Source organism: Seonamhaeicola sp. ML3 (assembly GCF_023273855.1).
In the GTDB taxonomy this organism is placed as follows: Bacteria; Bacteroidota; Bacteroidia; order Flavobacteriales; family Flavobacteriaceae; genus Seonamhaeicola.
Map to the genome: position 1 here is coordinate 2,160,107 of NZ_CP096884.1, position 24,165 is coordinate 2,184,271.

General features: G+C 36.2%; 12 protein-coding genes. All 12 read left to right on the forward strand.

The features are described 5' to 3' along the window. Window positions 1-526 precede the first annotated feature (526 nt). The gene (locus M0214_RS09785; RefSeq protein WP_248722383.1) at window positions 527-3,670 is read left to right on the forward strand and encodes a TonB-dependent receptor; all 3,144 of its coding nucleotides are present in this window, start codon (window positions 527-529) and stop codon (window positions 3,668-3,670) included. 10 nt (window positions 3,671-3,680) lie between these two features. Continuing rightward, entirely contained in the window at window positions 3,681-5,555 is a 1,875-nt protein-coding gene (locus M0214_RS09790; RefSeq protein ID WP_248722384.1) for a RagB/SusD family nutrient uptake outer membrane protein, read from the forward strand. Window positions 5,556-5,598: 43 nt separating this feature from the next. Then, window positions 5,599-8,670: a SusC/RagA family TonB-linked outer membrane protein gene (locus tag M0214_RS09795; protein WP_248722385.1), complete on the forward strand. Its 3,072-nt coding sequence runs from the start codon at window positions 5,599-5,601 to the stop codon at window positions 8,668-8,670. Between the two features lie 24 nt (window positions 8,671-8,694). Then, window positions 8,695-10,416: a RagB/SusD family nutrient uptake outer membrane protein gene (locus tag M0214_RS09800; RefSeq protein WP_248722386.1), complete on the forward strand. Its 1,722-nt coding sequence runs from the start codon at window positions 8,695-8,697 to the stop codon at window positions 10,414-10,416. Between the two features lie 35 nt (window positions 10,417-10,451). After that, a complete protein-coding gene (locus M0214_RS09805) occupies window positions 10,452-11,507 on the forward strand; it encodes a DUF5627 domain-containing protein (RefSeq protein WP_248722387.1) in 1,056 nt (351 codons plus the stop codon). A gap of 341 nt (window positions 11,508-11,848) precedes the next feature. Next, on the forward strand, window positions 11,849-15,367 hold the full coding sequence (locus M0214_RS09810) for a sulfatase-like hydrolase/transferase (RefSeq protein ID WP_248722388.1): 3,519 nt from the start codon (window positions 11,849-11,851) through the stop codon (window positions 15,365-15,367). A gap of 128 nt (window positions 15,368-15,495) precedes the next feature. After that, on the forward strand, window positions 15,496-17,352 hold the full coding sequence (locus M0214_RS09815) for a DUF5060 domain-containing protein (RefSeq protein WP_248722389.1): 1,857 nt from the start codon (window positions 15,496-15,498) through the stop codon (window positions 17,350-17,352). A 163-nt stretch (window positions 17,353-17,515) separates the two neighbouring features. Further along, the gene (locus M0214_RS09820; RefSeq protein WP_248722390.1) at window positions 17,516-18,289 is read left to right on the forward strand and encodes a hypothetical protein; all 774 of its coding nucleotides are present in this window, start codon (window positions 17,516-17,518) and stop codon (window positions 18,287-18,289) included. A gap of 12 nt (window positions 18,290-18,301) precedes the next feature. After that, window positions 18,302-19,276: a Gfo/Idh/MocA family protein gene (locus M0214_RS09825; RefSeq protein ID WP_248722391.1), complete on the forward strand. Its 975-nt coding sequence runs from the start codon at window positions 18,302-18,304 to the stop codon at window positions 19,274-19,276. Window positions 19,277-19,279: 3 nt separating this feature from the next. Further along, on the forward strand, window positions 19,280-20,635 hold the full coding sequence (locus M0214_RS09830; protein WP_248722392.1) for a family 43 glycosylhydrolase: 1,356 nt from the start codon (window positions 19,280-19,282) through the stop codon (window positions 20,633-20,635). Between the two features lie 20 nt (window positions 20,636-20,655). Continuing rightward, window positions 20,656-22,917, forward strand: coding sequence for a glycoside hydrolase family 3 N-terminal domain-containing protein (locus tag M0214_RS09835; protein WP_248722393.1), 2,262 nt, complete (start codon window positions 20,656-20,658; stop codon window positions 22,915-22,917). 4 nt (window positions 22,918-22,921) lie between these two features. Further along, on the forward strand, window positions 22,922-24,049 hold the full coding sequence (locus tag M0214_RS09840; RefSeq protein ID WP_248722394.1) for a glycoside hydrolase family 105 protein: 1,128 nt from the start codon (window positions 22,922-22,924) through the stop codon (window positions 24,047-24,049). Window positions 24,050-24,165: the final 116 nt, after the last annotated feature.

The following is a 24,165-nucleotide window of genomic DNA, read 5'->3' on the forward strand; positions in this document are numbered from 1 at the left end:
TTTTAGTTGTGATAAAAAGGGTTAGTTCAAAACTCAAAGTTTATCTCCGAGGTTACACTTGTATTCTGAGAAATAAGCTCTGTTTGCCTTTCTATTTTGCAATATCTATTATTGCCAATTAAATATTTTGTCCTAACATTATTTTCTGTCCATATTCAACTGAGTAAACAATTTCTTCATAATTGTCCTCTTCCATAATATACTTATCATAAGTCTAATTGGTTGAAAAATCAATTTTTCAACGACATTAACTAGCTTAAAAAAGATTTTATACTTCTAAAAAAACTGATTTAATTATCATTGAGTTTATAATAGTAATGGATTTCAAGGTATTATAAAAAAAGAAATAGCTTTTTTGTTAAAACAGGACAGTCGACAGGATAGAGCAGGATACGAACTTTAACAGTTATTAGTAAAATTGTTACTTAATTATTATGTCATTAAGTTAAACTTACGTTAAATTGGGCTTACTTAATGCATTCTAAACTAAGTAAAACTATAATTTATGTTAAAACTAAAACTCAAAATGAAACAAAATTTAACAAGAAAATTTCCTGTTTCTTTCTTGACGTTGCTATTGGTATTGATACTTTGCGGTTTCTCTACGGGTAGCCTACAGGCTCAAGAAAAAGTCTCTGGTGTTGTAAAAGATGTTAGTGGGGTCCCATTGCCGGGTGTAAGTGTTCTGCAAAAAGGAACCACTCGAGGAGCTTCTACAGATTTTGACGGGAACTATTCGCTTGAATTAACCTCGGGCGAAAAAACTTTAGTGTTTTCTTACCTTGGATTTCAAAATGTGGAAATCAAAGTAAATGGTAGAACAACCATCAATGTAACTTTAGAAGAAGACGTTGAGAGTCTCGATGAAGTGGTTATTGTTGGTTATGGTACTCAGAAGAAAGAAAGTGTAGTTGGGGCGATTTCCCAAATTAAGGGTGATGAATTACAAGAGTTAAACTCAGGTATTACTAACGTAGAGCAAGCCTTACAAGGTAATTTACCAGGTGTGGTTGCTATACAAGGTAGTGGTGTTCCTGGTAGAAATGATATGCAGATCTTTATTCGTGGTCAAGCATCATGGAATGGTTCAGGGCAGCCTTTAATACTTGTTGATGGTGCGCCAAGGGATATTGATAATATCGATTTTAACGATATTGAAAACCTATCTGTACTTAAAGATGCCTCTGCTACAGCGGTTTATGGTGTTCAGGGTGCTAATGGTGTTATTTTAATTACTACTAAAAGAGGACAAAAAGGAAAGGCACAACTGTCCTTACAGACCAACCTTACTACAAAATTTGTTTCTAAGTTACCAGAAAAACTAGATGTTTTCGATGCTATTATGGAAGCGAATTCATCTATCCTGCGTGAGCTTCCTCATAGTGAAGATTCTTGGAATAATTACCGACCTATAGCCATTGCAGATAGATTTCGTAATCCGGCAAGTCCAGAAGAAGCTTTGGTTTTTCCTAATGTAGATTGGCGTGATGTACTTGTAAAAGATTTTGCTCAAGACTATCGTGTTAATTTATCTGTACGTGGTGGTGGAAACAACGCTAGGTATTTTGGAAGTTTAGCTTACCAAAAGGTGTCCGATATTTTTGATGGTAATAGTTATGATACAGGTAAAAGCTATGAGAGTGGTTTTGCTTATGATAGATTTAACTACCGAAGTAATATTGACTTTGATATCACTAAAACGACTCAGTTTTCTGTAAGACTTGGTGGGTTTTATGGTATTCAAAAAACGCCTGGAAATATAAACTTGGTAACCAATTCGATTTACGAGTTGGCTCCAAATGCTTACACACCGCTTTTTCCTGATGGTGCATTTGGTAGAGACGACAGAGATATTTTTGCAAATTCTAACCCTTTAGTTGTTTTAACAAATACAGGATACACTACTACCAATACCTTTAGTATAAATACAGACTTTGTTTTAAAACAGAAATTAGACTTTATAACTAAGGGCTTATCGTTTCAAGGACGTCTTTCTTTAGATAACCAATCTCAAAGTAGACAGGTTTTGAGTGATCCAGGAGGAGATGGTCAAGAAAATGTTAGGTATCGTGTATATAACGAAGATTTTGAAGAGCGTATTGAATCGCCAAATGGTGTGAATGATTTTGGTTTTGTACCATTTCCATGGACATTGGGCGCTACAAACATTCAAGATGGTACTATTAGACGTAACTTACTATACGATTTTTCATTTAACTATAACAAAACCTTTGCAGATAAACATGCTGTAACAGGATTGGTTTTATTAAGACGTCAACAACGTGCTACTGGTAATGGTTTCCCTGTTTTTCGTGAAGACTGGGTTAGTAGGGTAACTTACGATTACGATAAAAGATATTTCTTAGATATTAGTGGTGCTTACAACGGGTCTGAAAAATATGGTCCAGGCTTCCGTTTTGAGCTCTTCCCTGCCGTAGCTGCTGGTTGGACAGTATCTAATGAGGCATTCATGGAAGACGTAGATTGGATAAATCTATTAAAATTTAGAGGGTCTTATGGTTTAATTGGTGATGATAGTGGTGGAGGTAGATTTGAATACCAAAAAACTTGGAACATTGGTGGTGGAGCTTTTATAAATCCAAATGCTTCCAACACACGTTCAGATTATGAGTTTTATAGAGAAGCTAATGTTGGTAACCCTAACCTACAATGGGAAACAGCTGTAAAATATAACATTGCTGCAGAGCTAGGGTTATTTAATAACGCAATAAAAGCAGAAGTAGACTTTTTTGGTGAAGATCGTAGTGATATCTTAATACCAAGTAGTCAAAGAGCTGTTCCAGAATGGTTTGGAGCTAACCCACCTGCATTTAATAGAGGTAAAGTTGAAGTGCGTGGTTATGAAATTGTGTTAAGAGCTAACCATACCTTTGCTAATGGACTTAACATTTTTAGTAATTTTAACTTCACACAAGCCAAAGATGTAGTAATCGACAGAGAAGATCCAGAATTACGTCCGTTTTACCAAAAAGCGGCAGGCTATCCTATTGGTCAGCAAAGAGGCGCTATTCCTGGAGAGATTTTGGGAAGTTTAGATGATTTATATAGTTCAACGCCTTTAGTAAATGGGCAAGAATTTCTTCGTACAGGGTATTATAACGTAGTTGATTATGATGGAGATGGTGTATACAATGGGGCTTTCGATAATGTGCCATTTGGTTTTCCAACGCGTCCACAAAGAACTTGGGCTGCTACTGTTGGGGCGAAATACAAAGGATTGAGTCTTACGTTACAATTCTATGGTACACAAAATGCTAGTAGACAATATACTAGTAGAACGTTCTCAAATCGAATAGATACATTTTTTGAGCACGAAAGAAATTATTGGACAAAAGATAATCCTACGGCAACAAGAACACAACCGCAGTTTGCTTTTGGTCAAGGAGCAAACGATCCAAGAGAGCAGTGGTTTGACGGTTCTTTAACAAGATTAAGAGCTATAGCATTAAACTACAGAGTTCCAAAAAAGACTTGTGAAAAATTAGGAGTTAAAGCACTAAGTATCTTTGCTAATGGTAATAACTTGTTCTTATGGACAGATTTACCAGACGATAGGGAGTTTAACAGTAGTCAAACTCAAGATTCGAGATTTAGAGGAGATTATCCTACTATGGCACAATTTAATGTCGGTTTTAATTTAGATTTTTAAAAAAAGAGATATGAAAAATTTTAAGATAAAAATAGTATTGCTTCTAGGTTTGCTTTTTGCATTTTCCTGTGAAGAATATTTAGATATCGCACCGGAAGCAGAGATAGATATAACAGATGTATTTGCGACTTTCCGTACCTCTCAAGGTTTTGTAGAGGAGATGTACAACTTGGTAGTGGAGTACGGTACTTCCGGACATTCATTCCAGGACTATACCTTTGGTGATGACACCTTCAGGACTGGCCAGTTCAGTGGTGCCGTGGACCGTGGACAGCTCAACAATTGGGTAACCCAGCGATTTGCTTATTTTGGTAAGAATACGCACCAAAACAGACCTGGAGATTCCAATAACAACCAGGCCAGACGTAGACCAAGGATATGGAGAGGTAGTATGACAGGTATCCGTAAGGCCAATATCGTGCTTGCCAACCAAGATTTAATGGAAGGCCTTAGCACCGAGGAAAAGAACGTAATATTAGGACAGGCCTACTTTTTCAGGGCTTTCTTCCACAACGAGATCATGAAGTTCTGGGGGCGTTTCCCACACATCACAGAAGTATTCGAGGGTGCGATCACCATACAACGTCCGGAGACCTATAAAGAGGTTGCATTATCCGTTAACGAGGATTACAAAAAGGCCATCGAGCTATTGCCCGTAAACTGGGACAACGAGACTTACGGACAGGCAACATTGGGCAACAATGCCGGTAGGGTGACAAAAGGAGCTGCTTACGCATTTCAGGGGAAGAACCTGTTATGGGCTGCCAGCCCGCTGATGTTCTTTAACAACCAGCCGGGAATCGACACCTATACCTATGATACGGAACTGGCCTCAATGGCCGCCGAGGCTTTTGCAGAAGTGCTCAAGTTGGCACAGGCCGGCGAATATTCACTGGCACAGAACATGGAAGATTACAAGAAAGTATTATGGGAAGTACCGAGAAACAGGTGGCCCGGTCTTGCTCCAGAAGCTAGGGAGCTTATCTTTGCAGGTTCGGGAGGTTCATCCGTTGGGCAGACGATAGCCTTCATGGCAGCCGGTATCCCAAGACCTATCGGTCAATCTGCATCAGGGAACGATGCGGCCACGCATAATTTTATATACAACAATTTTGGAATGGCCAATGGGCTATCCATAGAGGACGATTTGAGCGGTGCCTATGGCCCTACGCTATACGACCCGACCAAGCCGTTCGATAACCGTGACCCACGTTTCGATGCATGGATTTTTTCCGATAGGGACGTTATCTCTACCAGAGGGGGCGTACAACCACAGAATAGAGTTGCCCAGTTATGGGACGACGGAAGCGGTAATTCCGGTTCACACCGTGGTGCTGGTAATGTATCACGAACAGGGTATATGTTCAAGAAGTTCTATCCGGAGATCAATGGCCAGTACCATGTACAGCGCGGGAACAATATCATTAGAAGGTTTACGGGAATGCGCATCCACATGAGGTTGACCGATGTTTACCTAATGTATGCAGAGGCCCTTCATGTAGCCAAGGGAGCAACTACACCGTCCAATGGTTTTGCATTGACTGCGGAACAGGCGATAAACACGCTAAGGGACAGAGCGGGGATACCCAATGTACACCCTGCAATTGTTGCAGACAACATCAAGTTCATGGACGAGCTGAGACGAGAGAGAGCAGTAGAGCTGTCTTATGAGGCACACAGATGGATGGATATCCGTCGTTGGGGAGTTGCCCATGAGGACAAGTACAAAATGAAGACGGGATTAAACTTTGATAAGGACTGGACATTCTTTGAAGAATTCCTGCTTGTAGAGAGAGTTTGTGAGTATCCAAAACATTACTGGTTACCGTTCGAAGCTAACCAAACACAGTTTTATGAAGGTTTCCCTCAAAATCCGGGTTGGTAATAAATTTGTACAAACTAAATACTAAAATACTAAAGAAAATAAAATGAAGATAAATAAAATATATAGGTTGTTTGCCCTCGTATGCTTCACCATGTTGAGCTTTGGTGGTATTGCCACTGCTCAATCGGCGGGCGTAGAAATATCGGCAACCGTGGTTGATGAACAAGGGAATCCTTTAGGTGATGTCAACGTTTACGGTCCCAACGGTATTAAAACGTCTACCGATGCCAACGGGGTATTCAGTATAGCATTACCTAATGACGAAACTGTTGTTATACAGAAAAAAGGTTATGAATCAGAGCTTGTTAGCTTAACTACTATAGCTGGTAAGGTAACTCTAGAAAAATCTGATTTCCTTGCTTCAGAAGACGATGAGGTTAATATGGGAGTTGTTAAAAAAGACAGACGCGAGATAGTTGGTTCTGTAACGTCAATTAATACTAAGGATCGTTTAACATACGATAATACCCAGTTTGTTAGAGATTACATAGCTGGTTTAGTGGTAGGTGTTAGAGCTACTAATAATACAGGTCTTGGTGTATCATCCAACATTAGAGGTATTGGAAATGCACTTTTTGTAATTGATGGAGTTTTTGGTCGTGACCCCAATGTATTGAACATGGAAGAGGTAGAGCAAATAACGGTATTAAAAGATGCCAATGCTGTGGCCTTATATGGTAGCCAAGGTAGAAATGGTGTTATAATAATAAACACAAAGCGCGGTAAAATAAATAAAAAAGAAGTCAATGTTAACGTACGTTCAGGTATTAGATCACCTTTAGCTTTGCCTAATTATTTAGATGCTGCTACTTTTATGGAAATGCGTAACGAGGCTTTTGCAAATGATGGTCAAGATGTTTCAGTTGTTGGATTTCCGCAAGAACAAATTCAAAACACACGAAGTGGTTTAAACCCAATTGAGTATCCAGATGCTAATTTATTGGATTTCATGCAGCCATTTATTTCTACTCATAATGTTATTGCTGAATTTTCAGGAGGTAATGATAAATCGCAGTATTACGTAAATACTGGTTGGCTTTATAATGAAGATTGGATCAATATAAATGAAGATGTTAACGCTGGTACTAACCGCTTTAATGTTAGAGGGAATATTGATTTTAAGGTAAACGACTGGATTACAAGTAGTATTGATGGTGTGGCAATTATAAGTAGCGATAAAAGTTCTAGATCAAACTTACTTAATGCCTCTACTACATTCATACCATTTGATTATGCACCTTTAATTCCTGTAAGTGCCTTAGATACAGAAAATAACCCAGATTTAGCTACGCTATTATCTGGAGCTAATATTTTTGAGGGTAATTTACTTGGTACGGCTCAGCAAATCGGAGTTAATGCTCCTGTTGCACGAGCTATTGCTGGTGGTTATCAAAATAGGGTGTTTCGTGTAACGCAGTTGAATAATGCTATTAATTTTGATTTGTCTAAGGTTACAGATGGACTATCAGCTAAAACCTATATAAGTTTCGATTTCTTTGATACTTATACCACTTCTATAGCGAATCAGTATAGAACGTATGCTATTACTGGCTGGGAAGATGGAAAAATAACAGGTTTACAAGATTTTGGTCAAGATAGAAGAGATTTATCTGAGAATGTAGCTTCTAATGGATTTGTTACTAGAATAGGTATGTATGCATTAGTTAATTATGACAAAACTTTTGCTACAGACCACTCAATAAACACAACGATATTGGGGTATTACAATTCGCAAAGGAGAGACGGAGCCAGACAAACTGATAGAGATTCTCATTTAGGGTTCCAGTTAACTTACGATTTCAAGAAAAAATTATTTGTTGATTTTTCTGGAGCTTATGCGCACTCAATTAAATTACCTGAAGGTAACAGAGGTGGGTTTTCACCAACAGTTGGTTTAGGCTATATCGTAAGTGAGGAATCATTTTTAAAGGATAGTGATTTTGTGAATTACTTGAAATTAAAAGCTTCTGGAGGAATCATTAGTTCAGATACTGGAATTAATGGGTACTACTTGTACGATGAGAATTATACAGATGGAGCTTCTTTTGGATGGGCAGATGGTTTATTTTCTAATAGAAGACAGAACATTACTCAAGGGGCTAATCCCAATTTAGGATATGAAGAGCGTATAGATTTAAACGTTGGTTTTGAAGCGTATTTAATGAACTCACTTTGGATTGAAGGTAATTATTTCAGAACAGAGTTAGATAAACAATTAGTATTCTTAGCCGATCAATATCCTTCTTATTATGGAACCTTTAGACCAAGAGATAATTTCAACGCCAATTTATATACAGGTTTTGACTTAGGAATTAATTTTAATAAAACATTTAATGACTTTTCAATAGGGTTAGGAGCGAATGTTTTATACAGCCAAACTGAAGCTTCAAAAAGATCTGAAACGAATGAGTTTGAATATCAGAACAGACAAGGCCTAGAGTTGTCAGAAGTTTTTGGTTTTGAAGATTTAGGATTCTATACACCAGCAGACTTTACTACAGATAACGAAGGTAACTTAGTTTTAAATGGTAATTTACCTGTGCCTGACTTCGGAGCAGTACAACCAGGAGATTTAAGATATGCCGATCAAAATGGTGATGGTATTATCGATCAAGACGACCGGGTTGCAATTGGTCAGACGGCTAGTCCATGGACTTATGGTGTTAACCTTAACTTAAAATACAAGAGATTTAATTTATTTGTTTTAGGTACCGGTCAAACAGGAGGTCAAGATAGTAGATTAAACAACAGGTTTAATAATTATTATGCTCCTGATGGTACGGATAAATACTCTGAGGAAGTGTTAGGTCGTTGGACTCCACAAACAGCGAATACGGCTACTTTTCCTAGGTTATCAGCTCAGGAAAATCAAAATAACTTCAGAACATCAACGTTCTGGTTATATGATAATGCATTCTTTAGAATTAATAGAGCTCAGTTAACTTATGAGTTTACTGATACCTTGTGTGATAAAATTGGTGTTGAAGATTTCAGTTTAAATTTCCAAGGAACCAATATATTCGAAGTAGCTGAAAATAAAGATATTAGACAGCTTAATATAGGTAGTGGACCTCAGTCTAGTACATATACGCTTGGTGTAAGAGTGTCATTTTAATAAAATAAAAATTAGATATATAAAATGAAAAATTTAACAAAATATATAATAATTATATCTGTCTTTACAGCTATAGTTAGTTGTGATACCATCTTCGAGCCTATTGATGAAAATAGATTGGACTTTGAGTTTGTTAGTACCGATCCAGCATCTGCAGAAGGTATATTATTAAATGGGTACTCCCGTTTAGTAGACCAGTTTGGTTTTACTGAAGTAGCAACAGATGATGCTGTTCACAACCAATTAAATAATGACTTAAAAAATATAGCTCAAGGAGGTTTAAACGCTCAGTCTAATCCTGCTGCTACTTCACGTTGGAATAATTTTGAAAGTATATTGTGGATAAATAAATTTTTAGAAATTATCAACGCTGGTGAGATTGCATGGTCTCCTAACGAAGAAATAAACGAAATGTTTTACATGCGTATGGAAGGTGAAGCCCTAGCGTTAAGAGCGTTGCATCACTATTACATATTACAGGCTCATGCAGGTATTGGTACTTCAGGACAATTATTGGGAGTTCCTTATTTAACTGAGTTTATTGAGTCTTCCGGTAATTTTAACACACCACGTTTATCTTTTGAGGCCACTGTTCAAGCAATCATGGCTGATTTTGATGCAGCGTTAGCGTTATTACCAACCGATTATTCTGATGACCCAGGAGCTGTTGATCCAGTATACCAACAGTATGATTTTGATAACTATCAGGTAGTTAACGGTTCTTTTTACAACCTAAGAATTTCTGGTAGAATAGTAAGAGCATTAAAAGCGCGTGTAGCGCTTTTCGCAGCCAGCCCATCATTTTTAAATGATCAAGGGTATTACAATATGGCGGCAACTGATGCCAGTGAATTATTAAATACTATAGGAGGTGTTTCTGGTTTAGTTGCTAATGGTGCAGAATATTACAAAACCTATAATGAAGATGATGATGCAGAAATGATTTGGAGAGGTAACATACAAGGTAGCCCAAGTTCAGCTGTAGAGAGACGTCAATTCCCTCCCTCTGTAAATGGTGATGGTGATGTTAATCCTACACAGAATTTCGTAGATGCTTTCCCAATGCAAAGCGGATTCCCTGCAACTACAGCTAATGGTTACGATCCACAAGACCCTTACAGTAATAGAGATCCTAGACTGACTGAATATGTGGTAGTAAATGGAAGCTCTTATGGAGGAGGAACTATCAACACTGGTGTTGGTGGAGGAATTGATAGATTAGATTCTATTCCTGAATTTTCTACAACAACAGGGTATTACCTTAAAAAGACATTACACCCTGGTGTAAGGTTAAATGATGATGGTTCTAGTGTTGGTCAAAGACATTATGATGTTTATTTTAGATATACAGAATTATTCTTGATATTTGCTGAAGCTGCTAATGAAGTTGGTGGACCAGATCAGGCCATTAATGGGATGTCTGCTCGTGATGTTATAGCTGCTATAAGAGAAAGAGCAGGTCTTGACCAGCCAGATAGTTATTTAGCATCTATTACAACAAAAGAGGCAATGCGTGAATTAATTAGAAATGAGCGTAGATTAGAGCTTAGTTTTGAAGGACATAGATTCTGGGATTTAAGACGTTGGGGGGTATCTTTAAATGAAACTGCCTCTGGTTATTTCTTTAATGGAACCGAATACATAGATATACCATCTGTGGAGTCCAGAAGTTTTCCAACATTGTATATGCCAATTCCTAATAATGAGGTTTTGAGATTTGACATAGAACAAAATGCAGGCTATTAAGGCTAAATTTTAAAAGAATTAAAACATATTTAAACATGAAAATAAAATTAATTATAATTTTCGCAGTGCTTCTAAGTATCATGGCTTGTGAAAATCAAGATAATATAGTTGCAGATTTCGGCTCAACTTCAGTCTTTTTTCCATTCCAAAGACCTGCTAGAACTTTAGTTCAAGGTAACTACGATCTGGGATTTAATGACAACGATAACAATGGTAGATTTGAAATTGGTGTTGTAATGTCTGGAGTTGTTGAAAATGGTATGGACAGAAGAGTGTTTTTTGAACTGGCTCCAGACTTAATAGATGCAAATACATTGGGAGTAGATTCTGTTAATGTGCAATTATTACCAGCTTCTTACTATACTATAGAACAGTCAAGTCCAGTTACTATTCCTGCAGGTTCTATAAATGGACGTATTCCTGTTCAGTTAGAAGATGCATTCTTTGATGACCCTTTAGCTTTTGCAGCAGAAAATGAAACACATTATGTAATTCCTTTAAGAATAACTGATTTTGAAGGACTAGACTCTTTATTAACAGGAGTTCCTCTTGTAGACAACCCTGTTAAAGTAGTAGATGAAGATTGGAATCCTGCTCCAAAAGATTACACGCTTTTTGGTATAAAGTTCATGAACAAATACCAAGGTATATATTTACGTCGTGGAGCTGATGTTATGACAAATGGTCTTGGCGAGGTAACTACCTCTGAATATAGAGCTGAGTTTGTTGTAGACGATGAGTTGACCGATTTAATGACTAGTGGAAGGTCTAGTGTAAATTACGATAATCGTGTACGTAGAGGAGAACTTACAAGTCCAGGAAATGTTAATATCCAATTACTATTCAATAGTGATGAAACATGTACTATAACTAGTGCTGAAGACGATCCTTATAATGTATCTGGATCTGGAAGATTTGTTGAAGATGGTGATGCTTTTGGAGGAGAACAACGTGATGTTATTTATTTAGATTATTCTTATACCGATGCAGTAAATAATGAAACGCATGCAGTAAAGGATACTCTTGTTATTAGAAACAGAAATGTGAAATTTGAGCAGTTTGTTTTAGAACTTACTGAATCTGATGATTAATAGTTTCAGTTTCTCTAACAAAATCCGTTAGATATATAAAAAAGCGAGACATTTAAGTCTCGCTTTTTTTATTGAATTTTAGGTTTTGTTTAATATTCAGGATACAACAGGATAGATAATATTTTTTATCATAATATATTAGAACAATATTCAAGTTTTTAGTTTAGAGTAAGTTATAATTATTTGAGTTAGTCACTACTCTCCATTGTATGTGTTGTTTACGATGGAGAGTTTTTTTATGTGATATGCATAAAATATTCAGGACAGTGCAGGATAAAGTAAGGCAATAAATAAGTTAGTTTTATACACTATTATAATATTTAACAGTTAACTAAACTTTAATGTCTAAAATCAAAATTTTATTCGGACTTACATTGGCAATTGGATGTTTCAATTTCGCAATTGCTCAGGAAAAGCCAAATATCATTTTCATTCTAACAGATGACCAACGTTTCGATGCGATTGGGTATGCTGGTAATGAATTTGTTGAAACACCAGAAATGGATAATTTGGCTAAATCAGGAACTTATTTCAATACAGCAATTGTTACAACGCCCATATGTGCGGCAAGTAGAGCTAGTATTTTTACTGGATTACACGAACGTGCACATAACTACAACTTTCAAACAGGTAATGTTAGAGATGAGTACATGGAGAATTCTTATCCAACACTTTTAAAAAACAATGGGTATTATACAGGGTTCTTTGGTAAATATGGTGTACGCTACAATCATCTAAATAAACAATTTGATGAATACGACTCTTACGATAGAAATAATCGTTTTAAAGATAAAAGAGGTTACTATTACAAAACTATCGACAAGGATACAGTCCATCTAACAAGATATACAGGGCAACAAGCATTAGATTTTATTGATAAAAATGCAACTAATAATAAGCCGTTTTGTTTATCATTAAGTTTTAGTGCTCCCCATGCACACGATGGTGCGCTAGAACAATATTTCTGGCAAGATACTACAGATAACCTTTTACAGGATACAACCATTCCAGAACCAGCTTTAGGAGATGATAAGTACTTCATGGCTCAGCCAAAAATAGTTAGAGATGGTTTCAATAGATTACGTTGGACATGGCGTTATGATACCCCAGAAAAGTATCAGCATAGTCTTAAAGGGTATTACAGAATGATTTCTGGAATAGATTTAGAAATCAAGAAAATCCGTGAAAAACTTAAAGAGAAAGGCATTGATAAAAATACCGTTATCATACTCATGGGTGATAATGGGTATTTCCTAGGTGAGCGTCAATTTGCAGGCAAATGGCTTATGTATGATAACTCGGTTAGAGTGCCACTAATCATTTTTGATCCAAGAGAAGGTAAACATCAAGATATTGATGAAATGGTATTGAATATTGACGTACCACAAACCATAGCTGATATTGCAGGTGTAAAGGCTCCAGAAACTTGGCAGGGAAAAAGTTTGTTACCTATAGTAAAGCAGGAATCAAGTAGTATTGAAAGAGATACCATTTTAATAGAACATATTTGGAATTTTAGTGAAATACCACCAAGTGAAGGTGTTAGGACTAAAAAATGGAAATATTTTAGATATGTAAACGATCAAACCATAGAGGAACTATATAATCTTGAAAAAGATCCTTTAGAAACTAAAAACCTTATTGGTAAGAAAAAATATAGAGAAACGGCCAATAAGTTAAGAGCTAAGCTAAATGAGTTAATTAAGAAGAACAGCAATGCATATCGTGCTGCTCCAACTGATCTAACAGTAGAACTCATTAGAGAACCACAAACTGAAGTTGAAATATTCGATTTAAAACCAGAATTCGGTTGGACCGTGCCTTTAGGTTCTAAATTCCAAAGTGCATATCAAGTCTTGGTTGCTTCTAGTAAAGCAATTATAGATGCTAATAATGGAGATGTATGGGACAGTGGTAGAGTAGCATCATTACAATCTACTGATGTTGAGTATATGGGAGACGCGCTAGAACTCAACAAAACGTATTACTGGAAAGTTAGAATTTGGGATGAAGAAAATAGATTGGTAGATTATTCTGAAGCTCAAAAGTTTACTACTGGAAAAAGCGATAGCTATATTATTTCAACAGAGAATAAATACCTTATAGATAAAGTAAAACCTGTAAAATTTGAAAATAGAGGCGATTTCTATTTCATGGATTTTGGTAAGGCTGCTTTTGCAACCATTGATTTTAATTATGAAGCTAAAGAACCACATACATTAACCGTAAGAATTGGTGAAATGGTGGATGATAATGGTAATGTGAATAGAACACCGCCTGCAAGAAGTAACATTCGCTATCAAGAAATTAAAGTTAATGTAACCCCAGGAAAGACTAAATATCAGATAGAGATTGATCCAGTTCCAGACAAACGTATGAAGGGGCCTAGTAAAGCTATTCCATTACAAGAAGGATGGCCTGTTTTACAACCGTTTAGATATGCTGAAGTTGAAGGCGCCAAAACAACTTTAAAAGCTGAAGATTTTGAACAATTACGATATACTAGTTATTGGGATGATGAAGCGAGCAGCTTTAAAAGTAATAACGATATTTTAAATCAAGTTTGGGATTTTTGTAAATACTCTATTAAAGCAACCACTTTTGCTGGTTTATATGTTGATGGAGACAGAGAGCGTATTCCTTACGAGGCAGACGCTTATCTAAATCAATTAAGTCATTATACTACAGATAGAGAGTATGCCATAGCGAGACGTACTATAGAGTACTTTATGCAAAATCCTACATGGCCAACCGAATGGCAACAGCACGTAGCATTATTGATTTATGCGGATTACATGTACACAGGTAACACCGAATTAATTGAGCGTTATTATGAACAATTAAAGTACAAGACGCTTTACGATTTATCTAACGAAGATGGGTTAATAACCTCTACAAAAGTTACTCAAGACTTTATGTATAAGCTCGGATTTGAAAAGGGTTATAAAAAACTGTTAACTGATATTGTAGACTGGCCAGGAGCTAATTTCGCTAGAAGTAAGACAAAAGGAGAACGTGATGGTTTTGTTTTTCAGCCTTACAATACGGTAATTAACTCTTTCTTCTATGAGAACATGAAAATCATGGCGGAGTTCGCTGGAATTTTAGGTAAAACTCAAGAGGCATTAGATTTTGAATATAGAGCTGCCAAAGCTAAGAAAGCTGTAAATGAGCAGATGTTCGATAAAGAACGTGGTGTTTATGTAGACGGTATTGGTACAGACCATGCTTCTTTACACGCCAACATGATGCCTTTAGCATTTGGTTTGGTACCAGAAGAGCATTTCCAATCTGTTGTTGATTATGTGAAGTCTAGAGGGTTAGCTTGTAGCGTTTACGGCGCACAGTTTTTAATGGATGGTTTGTATAATGCTGGTGAGGCAGATTATGCTTTAGAATTACTGGCAAGTAAGGCCAAAAGAAGCTGGTATAACATGATAAGAGTCGGCTCTACAATTAGTTTGGAAGCATGGGATTACGAATACAAAATTAATTTAGACTGGAACCACGCTTGGGGAGCTGCGCCTGCGAATGTAATTCCAAGAGGACTTTGGGGTATAAAGCCAAAGACACCAGGTTTTGGTATTGCAACAATAAAACCCCAAATGGGTAAGCTTAGGTCTAGTGAAATTACGGTGCCAACTGTAAGAGGCCCAATTAAAGCTAAGTATACATACAAAGGAGCCCGTTTACAGGAGTATGAAATTGAGATTCCTGGAAATATGGTTGCCGAATTTTCATTAAATGACTTAGATGGTAAAGATTTAAGGCATAACGGTGATAAAGTACCATCTGCTTTTAATTACATAAGATTATCTCCAGGTAAACATACCATTCAATTAAAAATAAATTCTTTTTAACGAACGTTGAAGAGTTAGTACAAAAAAAGGAACTTGAATACAAGTTCCTTTTTTTGTCTAAAATATCTTTTTTCTATAAATAGTGTAGTATATTACCGAATCAACTAACTAAATTAAATACATTCATCATGTTCAAGACAATTTATATTTTTTTAGCACTCATACTTTTTATATCATGTTCTCAACAAAAGGAAGTTAAAATTGAAGGTGAACTAAAAAAGTGGCATAAGGTCACTTTAAACTTTGAGGGACCAGAAACTTCGGAGTTAGCAGAAGAGAATCCATTTCTTGATTACAGATTAGATGTTGTTTTTAGTAATAGTGAAGAAAGTTTTAAAATCCCTGGCTTTTTTGCGGCGGATGGTAATGCTGCAGATACGAGCAGTGATTCAGGTAATATTTGGCAAGTAAGATTTACGCCAAATACTACCGGAGAATGGACTTATACGGTTTCTTTTAAAGAAGGTGATAACGTAGCCATTGCTGAAGATATTACAAGTGCCTCAAGCGCTGGTTTTATGGATGGGCAAACAGGAACTTTCGTGATTACAGAATCAGATAAAACAGGTATTGATAATAGAGCTAAAGGTAAGTTGGAATATATAGGCGAATCGTATTTGAAATTTGCAGATAGCCAAAAGTATTTTATAAAATTAGGAGTGGACGCTCCAGAGAATTTATTGGCTTACACTGATATAGATGTGTCTACAAATGCGCTCGGATTTCAAAAAACCTGGGGACCACATGAAAAGGATTTTGATGAAAGTGCAGCACCTTATCTATGGCAAGAAACAAAAGGTAAGAACCTTTTGGGAGCTATTAATTACTTAGCTAGCGAAGAATTAAACGTATTTTCATTCCTGACCTTTAATGTAGATGGAGATGATAGAAATATTTTTCCTCATCTTTTAAAGGTGCCTGTTGAAGAATATGAAACTTATGCCAGCGTGAAGAAAAATAAAGAGGCCTGGGAAACTATGTTTCATAAAACACGTTTTGATGTATCGAAATTAGATCAATGGGAGCGTATTTTTGAATATGGCGAAACCAAAGGCATGTTTTTACACTTTAAAACCCACGAAACCGAAACAGATCATTTAATGGACAAGAGTGTTTTTGGTACAGAGGGTAAATTATACTATCGTGAACTTATTGCGCGTTTCGGACATCATTTATCTATGAACTGGAATTTAGGTGAAGAAAATAATCAGCCCACAGAAGAGGTGTTAAAAGTAGCTGATTATGTTTCAAAATTAGATGCGTATAAGAGTCATTTGGTATTGCATACGTTTCCGAATAAAGATGATAGATACCACGATTTTGTTGGAGATAAATCTCCTTTAACTGGTGCATCATTACAATTGAGTCATCCAGATTTTAACGATGTGCACCCAAGGGTTTTAAAATGGAGAAAAATATCAGATGCCACTGGAAAAGAATGGGCATTGGCTGTTGATGAGCCAGGGAAAGCAAATATTGCGTTATTACCAGACGATGAAGACCCAGAACATAATTATGCCAGAGGTAGAGCTATGTATGGTACTTTATTTGCTGGAGGATTTGGTGTTGAGTGGTATTTTGGTTATGCCAGTCCAAATTCAGATTTAACCTGTCAGGATTTTAGAAGTCGGGATTTATTTTGGGATCAAAACCGTTATGCCTTGAATTTTTTTAATAACCATATCCCATTTTGGGAGATGGAACCTCAAGATGCGTTAGTAGCTTCAGAAGACATAGCTTATTGTTTAGCCAAAGAAGGAGAGGTTTACGCAATTTATGTAGAAGCTAATGCGGATAAAATAAAGTTGGATTTAGGAGATTCAGGAAAGGTGTTTAATGTAAAATGGTTTGATCCAAGGAATGGAGGTAGCCTTCAGGATGGAGAAACTACTTTAGTTAAAGCCAATGGAATTGTGGGATTAGGTACTCCTCCATCTTCATACAAGAAAGATTGGATTATTCTTTTAAAGAACAATTCGTTATAGTTTCAATACTATTTTTTTAATACGGTAGTTTATTCAAATCACTTTTATTACTTAGATTTTTACCGCACAGTACAGGACAGGTCTAATCATTACATAATTTATATTTATGCACCAGAAAATCGCTGGTTTTCTATTGGTGATAAAATAAATCATTCGACAAATTATGCATAAAAAAAAGATAAAGTTTTTTAGGATTACGTTATCTATTATAATGATAAGTTTTTTATTTATCTCATGTTCCAATTCTAGTGAAAGCGATCCCATAGAAGAGGAAATCCAGGTAGAAGAAGAAAAAGAGGAGACTACACCAAGTGGTAATACCTGTTCCTCTAGTGAATTGTTCGTTGAAAAAGATGGATTTGTTCGTGTAGATATCAAAAACCCTAGCAAGACTTCAAACGGATGGTCAACTGCCAAAAATTTATCTGGTTTTGAAGGTGAAGACTATATTATTTGGACAGGCTCAGATAATTTTAATAATCCAGGCCAAGGGGTAATGAAGTTCACCATTAAAATAAGCAATGCGGGAACCTATCAATTTGTATGGCGGTCTAGAATTGGTAAGGGTACCAGTAAGTCTGAACATAATGACTCCTGGTTAAGAATTAATGGTGATGATTTTTTTGGAGAAAAACAATCAACTGGTCACAGAGTATATCCTAAGGGTTCAGGAAAAACACCTAACCCAGAAGGTTCAAGTAAAGATGGTTGGCTTAAAGTGTATATGAATAGAGTGGGTGAATGGTTTTGGAAATCTAATACAAATGATAAAGACGCCTATGATGTTTTTGTAACGTTTGACAAAGCTGGGACTTACGATGTTGAAATTTCTGGAAGATCAAATTCTCACGCCATTGACCAGTTTGTATTGTTCAAAACAGATAAAACCCTATCTCAGGCACAAAATGCCGCGTTAAGTGAGGTTAAATGTAAGTAAGATAAAACAGGTATGAGTTCAAATATTATAAATTGGGGAATTTTAGGATGTGGTGATGTTGCAGAAGTGAAGAGTGGTCCTGCATTTCAAAAAGTAAAACAGTCTTCATTAATATCCGTTATGCGTAGAAATGAAGATAAGGTAAAAGATTTTGCAAAAAGGCATGATGTGGCGCATTGGACAACTAGTGCCTCCGAATTATTAAATGATGAAAAAGTGAACGCTGTTTATATTGCAACACCACCTTCTTCGCATTTAAGCTACACACTAGAAGCTATCAAGGCTGGAAAAAATGTATACTTGGAAAAGCCAATGGTATTAAACAGTAAAGAGGCAAATACTTTAGTGGAGGCAGTAAATAATAGCAGTGCCAAAGTAACAGTTGCGCATTACAGAAGAAGTTTGCCTTTATTTGTAAAAGTAAAGGAGTTGTTAGATGCCAATGTAATTGGTAAAGTGCTTTCTGCAGAAATTGATATTGCACAGTCTCAAAATGCAAATTTAATAGCTAAAACAGATGAGAACTGGCGATTAAATCCTGAAATTTCCGGAGGCGGTTATTTTCATGACATTGCGCCACATCAAATAGACTTAATGTACCATTATTTTGGAACTGTATCTAAAATAGCTAAAGGAAATGTTCCAGAAGGAGTGAACCTAGCGGATTGGGTTAAAGGTGAAATAATATTTGAAAATGGTGTGCATTTTAAAGGAAGTTGGAATTTTGCAGCTTCTGAAGATAGTGATGTATGCACTATTAAAGGTGAAAAAGGTACTTTAACATTTTCGTTCTACAGTGACGAAATAAAAGTTGAAACTACCGATAAAACGGAAACTTTTAAGTTTGAAAATCCTAAACATGTTCAGCAACCAATGATAGAGCAAGTGGTGAGTTATTTTTTAGGAGATAGTCATCAAAATCCATGTTCTGTTGAAGAAGCTGCTATTGTAACCAAAATTATGGATACCTTTTGTGAGATCGACTAGAGTATGATAAACAGTTTTAAAATAAGACATGGAATTTTAGGTATAATGATATTGGCTGTAACATCTGCCTTTACTCAAAATCCTATGGTTTCAAATGTAGGATTGAACGATCCGCATATTCATATTTTTAACGACACTGCTTACGTCTATGCATCACACGACAAGTCCATCGATAATGATAAATTTATTATGGAAGATTGGTGGGTGTGGTCTTCACCTGATTTAGTAAACTGGACAAAGCGTAGTGTTTTAAAACCTAAAGACACATATATAGGTACAGAATTTTCAAGATGTTGGGCTACAGATGCGGCCTTTAGAAATGGAAAGTATTACTTCTATTTTTCCGAAGGAAACGAACAAACCGGTGTGGTAGTAGGGGATACACCTGTTGGCCCATGGAAAGACGTTTTAGAAAAACCATTGTTGACTTCAAATTTAACTGATACTCACGAATATGATATGGCCGTTTTTGAAGATAACGGTGAACACTATATCATATTTGGTGTTTGGGACTATTATATAGCCAAACTAAATGATGACATGATGAGTTTAGCCGAGCGACCAAAGAAAATTCAAATTAATAATCCAAGAGGTCCTTATAATCTAGATGGTAATAATAAAAAAATGCCAACAGACGATAAACCTTTTCTTCACAAACATAATAATAAGTTCTATTTGTCATGGGGTTGCTTTTATGCCATGTCTGATAATATTTACGGGCCTTACGATTATAAAGATTCTATAATTAAAGAAGAGAGTTTTGCTGAAGGTTTCGATGCTCCTACCTGGCCGAACGGGTTTTTACAAGGTCGGCATGGTAGTTTTTTTGAATGGCATAATCAATGGTATTATGTATATTGCGATATCAGTCAAACAGGGAATCGTTATTTCAGAGATAGTTTTATAAGTTACGTGCATTATAAAGCAAATGGAGAAATGGCAACGATACATGTAGATGGCGTTGGCGTTGGGAACTATGATGCTAATGGTTTTATTGAAGCCGAAAACTACTTCAAGGCTAATGGCATTGTAAAGGTAGAAAATAATAAAGGCGGTTTTTCTGTTGAACCTATTAAAGATTCAAGTTATTTAATCTTTCCTAATGTGAAAAGCCTAATAGGGAAAAATACCTTAGAATTGGAAGTAATTGCCAAAGAACCTATAGAATTAGAAGTGCGTGAGGGACATCCACTAGGTGAGTTGCTGTTTACTTGTAAAGTCCCCAAAAATGATATTTACGCATTTCAAAGAAGAAATTTTATAACTAAAAACCTTAAAGATAAGCAATCACTTTGTTTCGTTTTTAAAGGTTCTAATGTGTCATCATTCAAATTAAATAGATTTAAATTCAAAAACTAAATAACAATTAAAAAGGACTAATGAAGAAATTACTTTTTTTGGCATTACTTGTAACCCTAGCTTCCTGTAAAAATGAAGATTCAAGTTCGAAAGATTATAAAGACGCTTCACTTTCAATAGAGGAGCGCGTAGAGGCTTTACTACCAAAACTTTCTCTAGAAGAAAAAGTAGCACAAATGAGAATCTTTCATGCCAATATAGGTGTGAAACACGATGAAAACGGAAAACTAAAACTTTCTAAAAGAGTAGTTGAGAAGCTTAAGCTAGGTATTGCAGGTATTAAAAATCCGGGTGAGCATATAGATGCCGTGTCTGCCGCAAAATTAAACAATGAGCTTCAAAAATATATTATTGAGAATAATCGTTGGGGTATTCCGGCATTATTTGTAACCGAGTCTTATAACGGAGTAGATGCAGAGGGATGTACTAAGTTTGGTCGCCCTATGACTTCGGCAGCATCATTTAACCCAGAGCTAGTTCAAAGACAATGGGATGTTGTTGGTCGTGAAGCACGTTTGCGTGGTATGCACATGTGTCACTCTCCTGAAGCAGACCTAGTACGTGATCCACGTTTTGGACGAATGAGTGAAGCCTTTGGAGAAGATACCTATCTCACAACTCAAATGGTTAAAAATGCTGTAATAGGTGTTCAAGGTAATTATGAAGGTCTTGGAAATGGTACACACATTGGGGCTGTATCTAAACATTTTGCTGGGTATGGTCAAGTGTTGGGAGGTTCGAATTTTGCTGCAATTGAAATTTCAGAAAGAACTTTAATAGATGAGATTTATCCACCGTTTGAAGCCGCTGTAAAGGAAGCCAAAACGCTTGGTATTATGGCATCACATGGTGATTTAAATGGAATTGCAAGTCACGGAAACCCAGAATTATTAACTGGTGTGTTAAGAGATCAATGGGGATTTGAAGGTTATGTAGTGTCAGACTCAAATGATATTGCGCGCTTACACTATTTCATGAATGTTGCAGAAACTCCTGAGGATGCGGCTCGCATGGGACTTGAAGCCGGTATTGATATCGATTTGTATGCTGAAGATTCTTATGCTTATCTCCCAGAGATGGTTAAGGAAAATCCAGAATTGGAAAAGTTAATTGATAGGTCTGTTCGTAGAGTACTTCGTACTAAATTTATTCTCGGATTGTTTGATAATCCTTATATCGATATCGAGTCGGTAAAAGTTGGAAATAGATCAGCAGCTTCTCTAGAATTGGCAAAAGAGTCAGATTTAGAATCTGTTATTCTCCTTAAAAACGAAAATAATGCATTACCACTTAACCCTAAAAAGTCAGCTAAAATAGCGCTTCTAGGACCACTTGTAAAAGAAGATACTCAAGCTATGTTTGAGTCTGTTGTTGGGAGCAATATCAAATTTGTAGCAGAAAAAGGGTTTCATCTAACCGATGAGAAAAAGGGAGTGCCTAATTTATTAGAGAGAGATCCTGCAGCTATTGCTAAACTGGTTAATATAGCAAGACAATCTGATGTGGTTGTGTTGTTTTTAGGAGGGGATGAATTTACTTCTAAAGAAGCCTTTTTTAATAACGCTCTAGGAGACAGAGCAACAATCGATCCGGTTGGTCCACAGGACGAACTTGTTGAAAAGGTAAAAGCACTCGGTAAACCTGTAATAGTTGTGCTTAAGCATAGAAGAACACTCTCAATAAATACCATTGCAGAACAAGCAGATGCCATTTTAGATACATGGGATTTAAGCGAATTTGGTGACGAGTCTACAGCTAGAATAATATTTGGTGAAGTGTCACCTTCTGGTAAGTCGCCAGTTACCATTCCTAGGTCTATTGGTCAAATTCCTTTCCATTATAGTATGAAGGAGATTAACTATAAGAAAGAATATCTATTTATTGGCGAAGGACCACTATATCCATTTGGTCATGGCTTAAGTTATGCAAATTTTGAATATTCAGATATTAAAATTTCAAATTCTGAAATAACTCCTGAGACTGAGTTAGAAGTAAGTGTTACTGTAACTAACAATAGCGATGTAAAAGCTAAGGAAGTAATACAAATGTATATTAAAGATGAGATAGGCTCTGTTACAAGACCAGATAAAGAGCTTAAAGGATTTCAAAAGATAACCTTCGAAGCAGGAGAAAGTAAAACAGTAACATTTAAAATAACGCCAAAAATGTTGGAGTTTACCGGAATTACTATGGAGAAAGTATTAGAGCCTGGAGATTACACGGTTATGTTAGGAACATCTTCAAAAAACTATTTAGAAACAACATTCAAGCTAAAAAAATAACATAATGAATAAGACAATTTTAACCCTTTTTGCAGTTGTACTGCTTTTTAATTGCTCTACAGCACAAAAAGCAACAGAAGTAAAGCCTATAGATAAGGCAAGTGTAAAATCAGCCATGATTAAAGCTTTAGAATGGCAAGAAACACATCCAATATTTGCTATTTCACCAACAGATTGGACAGCTGGAGCCTATTATGTTGGAGTAACAAGAGCTCACAAAGCAACCAATGATATGATGTATATGGCGGCTTTAAAAAATCAAGGGTATTGGAACAATTGGCAAACCTATAAGCGTTTACACCATGCAGATGATGTAGCTATTTCATACAGTTACATATACATAGACATGAAAGGGGGCAGGAGAAATTTCGTTGATTTAGAACCAACCAAAAAGTTTTTAGATGCGCATCTTTATGATGATGACAATTGGAAGGCAGGAACAGACAAAAGTAAAATGGGTAAAACCATTTTGTGGTGGTGGTGCGATGCGTTATTCATGGCGCCTCCTGTTTTGAATTTGTACGCAAAACATACCAAACAGCCTAAGTATCTAGATGAAATGCACAAGTTTTATATGCAAACCTACAACCAGTTATATGATGAAGAAGAGCAGCTTTTTGCTAGGGACATGCGTTTTGTATGGCAAGGTAACGAAGATGATACAAAAGAGCCTAATGGAAAAAAAGTGTTTTGGTCTAGAGGTAACGGATGGGTTATTGCAGGATTAGCATTGATTTTAGATGATATGCCTACAGATTATGAACACAGACCGTTCTATGAAAAATTATATAAGGAAATGGCTGAAAAAATGTTAGAAATTCAACCGGAAGATGGTTTATGGCGTACAAGTTTGTTGTGCCCAGAATCTTATGACCACGGAGAGGTTAGTGGTAGTGGATTCCATACATTTGCTTTGGCTTGGGGAATAAACAATGGTTTAGTTGATAAGAAACATATTCCTGCAGTAGAAAAAGCATGGCATGCTTTAAAAGCTTGTCAGCATGAAGATGGTCGTGTAGGTTGGGTACAAAATATTGGAGCGTTTCCAGAACCTGCATCTGCAGATAGCTGGCAGAATTTTGGTACAGGTGCCTTTTTAATGGCTGGAAGTGAGATTTTGAAATTAAAGTAAAATAAAATTACTATCAATAAAAAAGGTTAGGTGATTATAATTGCCTAACCTTTTTTGTTTGAATAATTAGGTTTAACTTCTATGCCAGTAATCGTATACTATTTCAATAAATATTC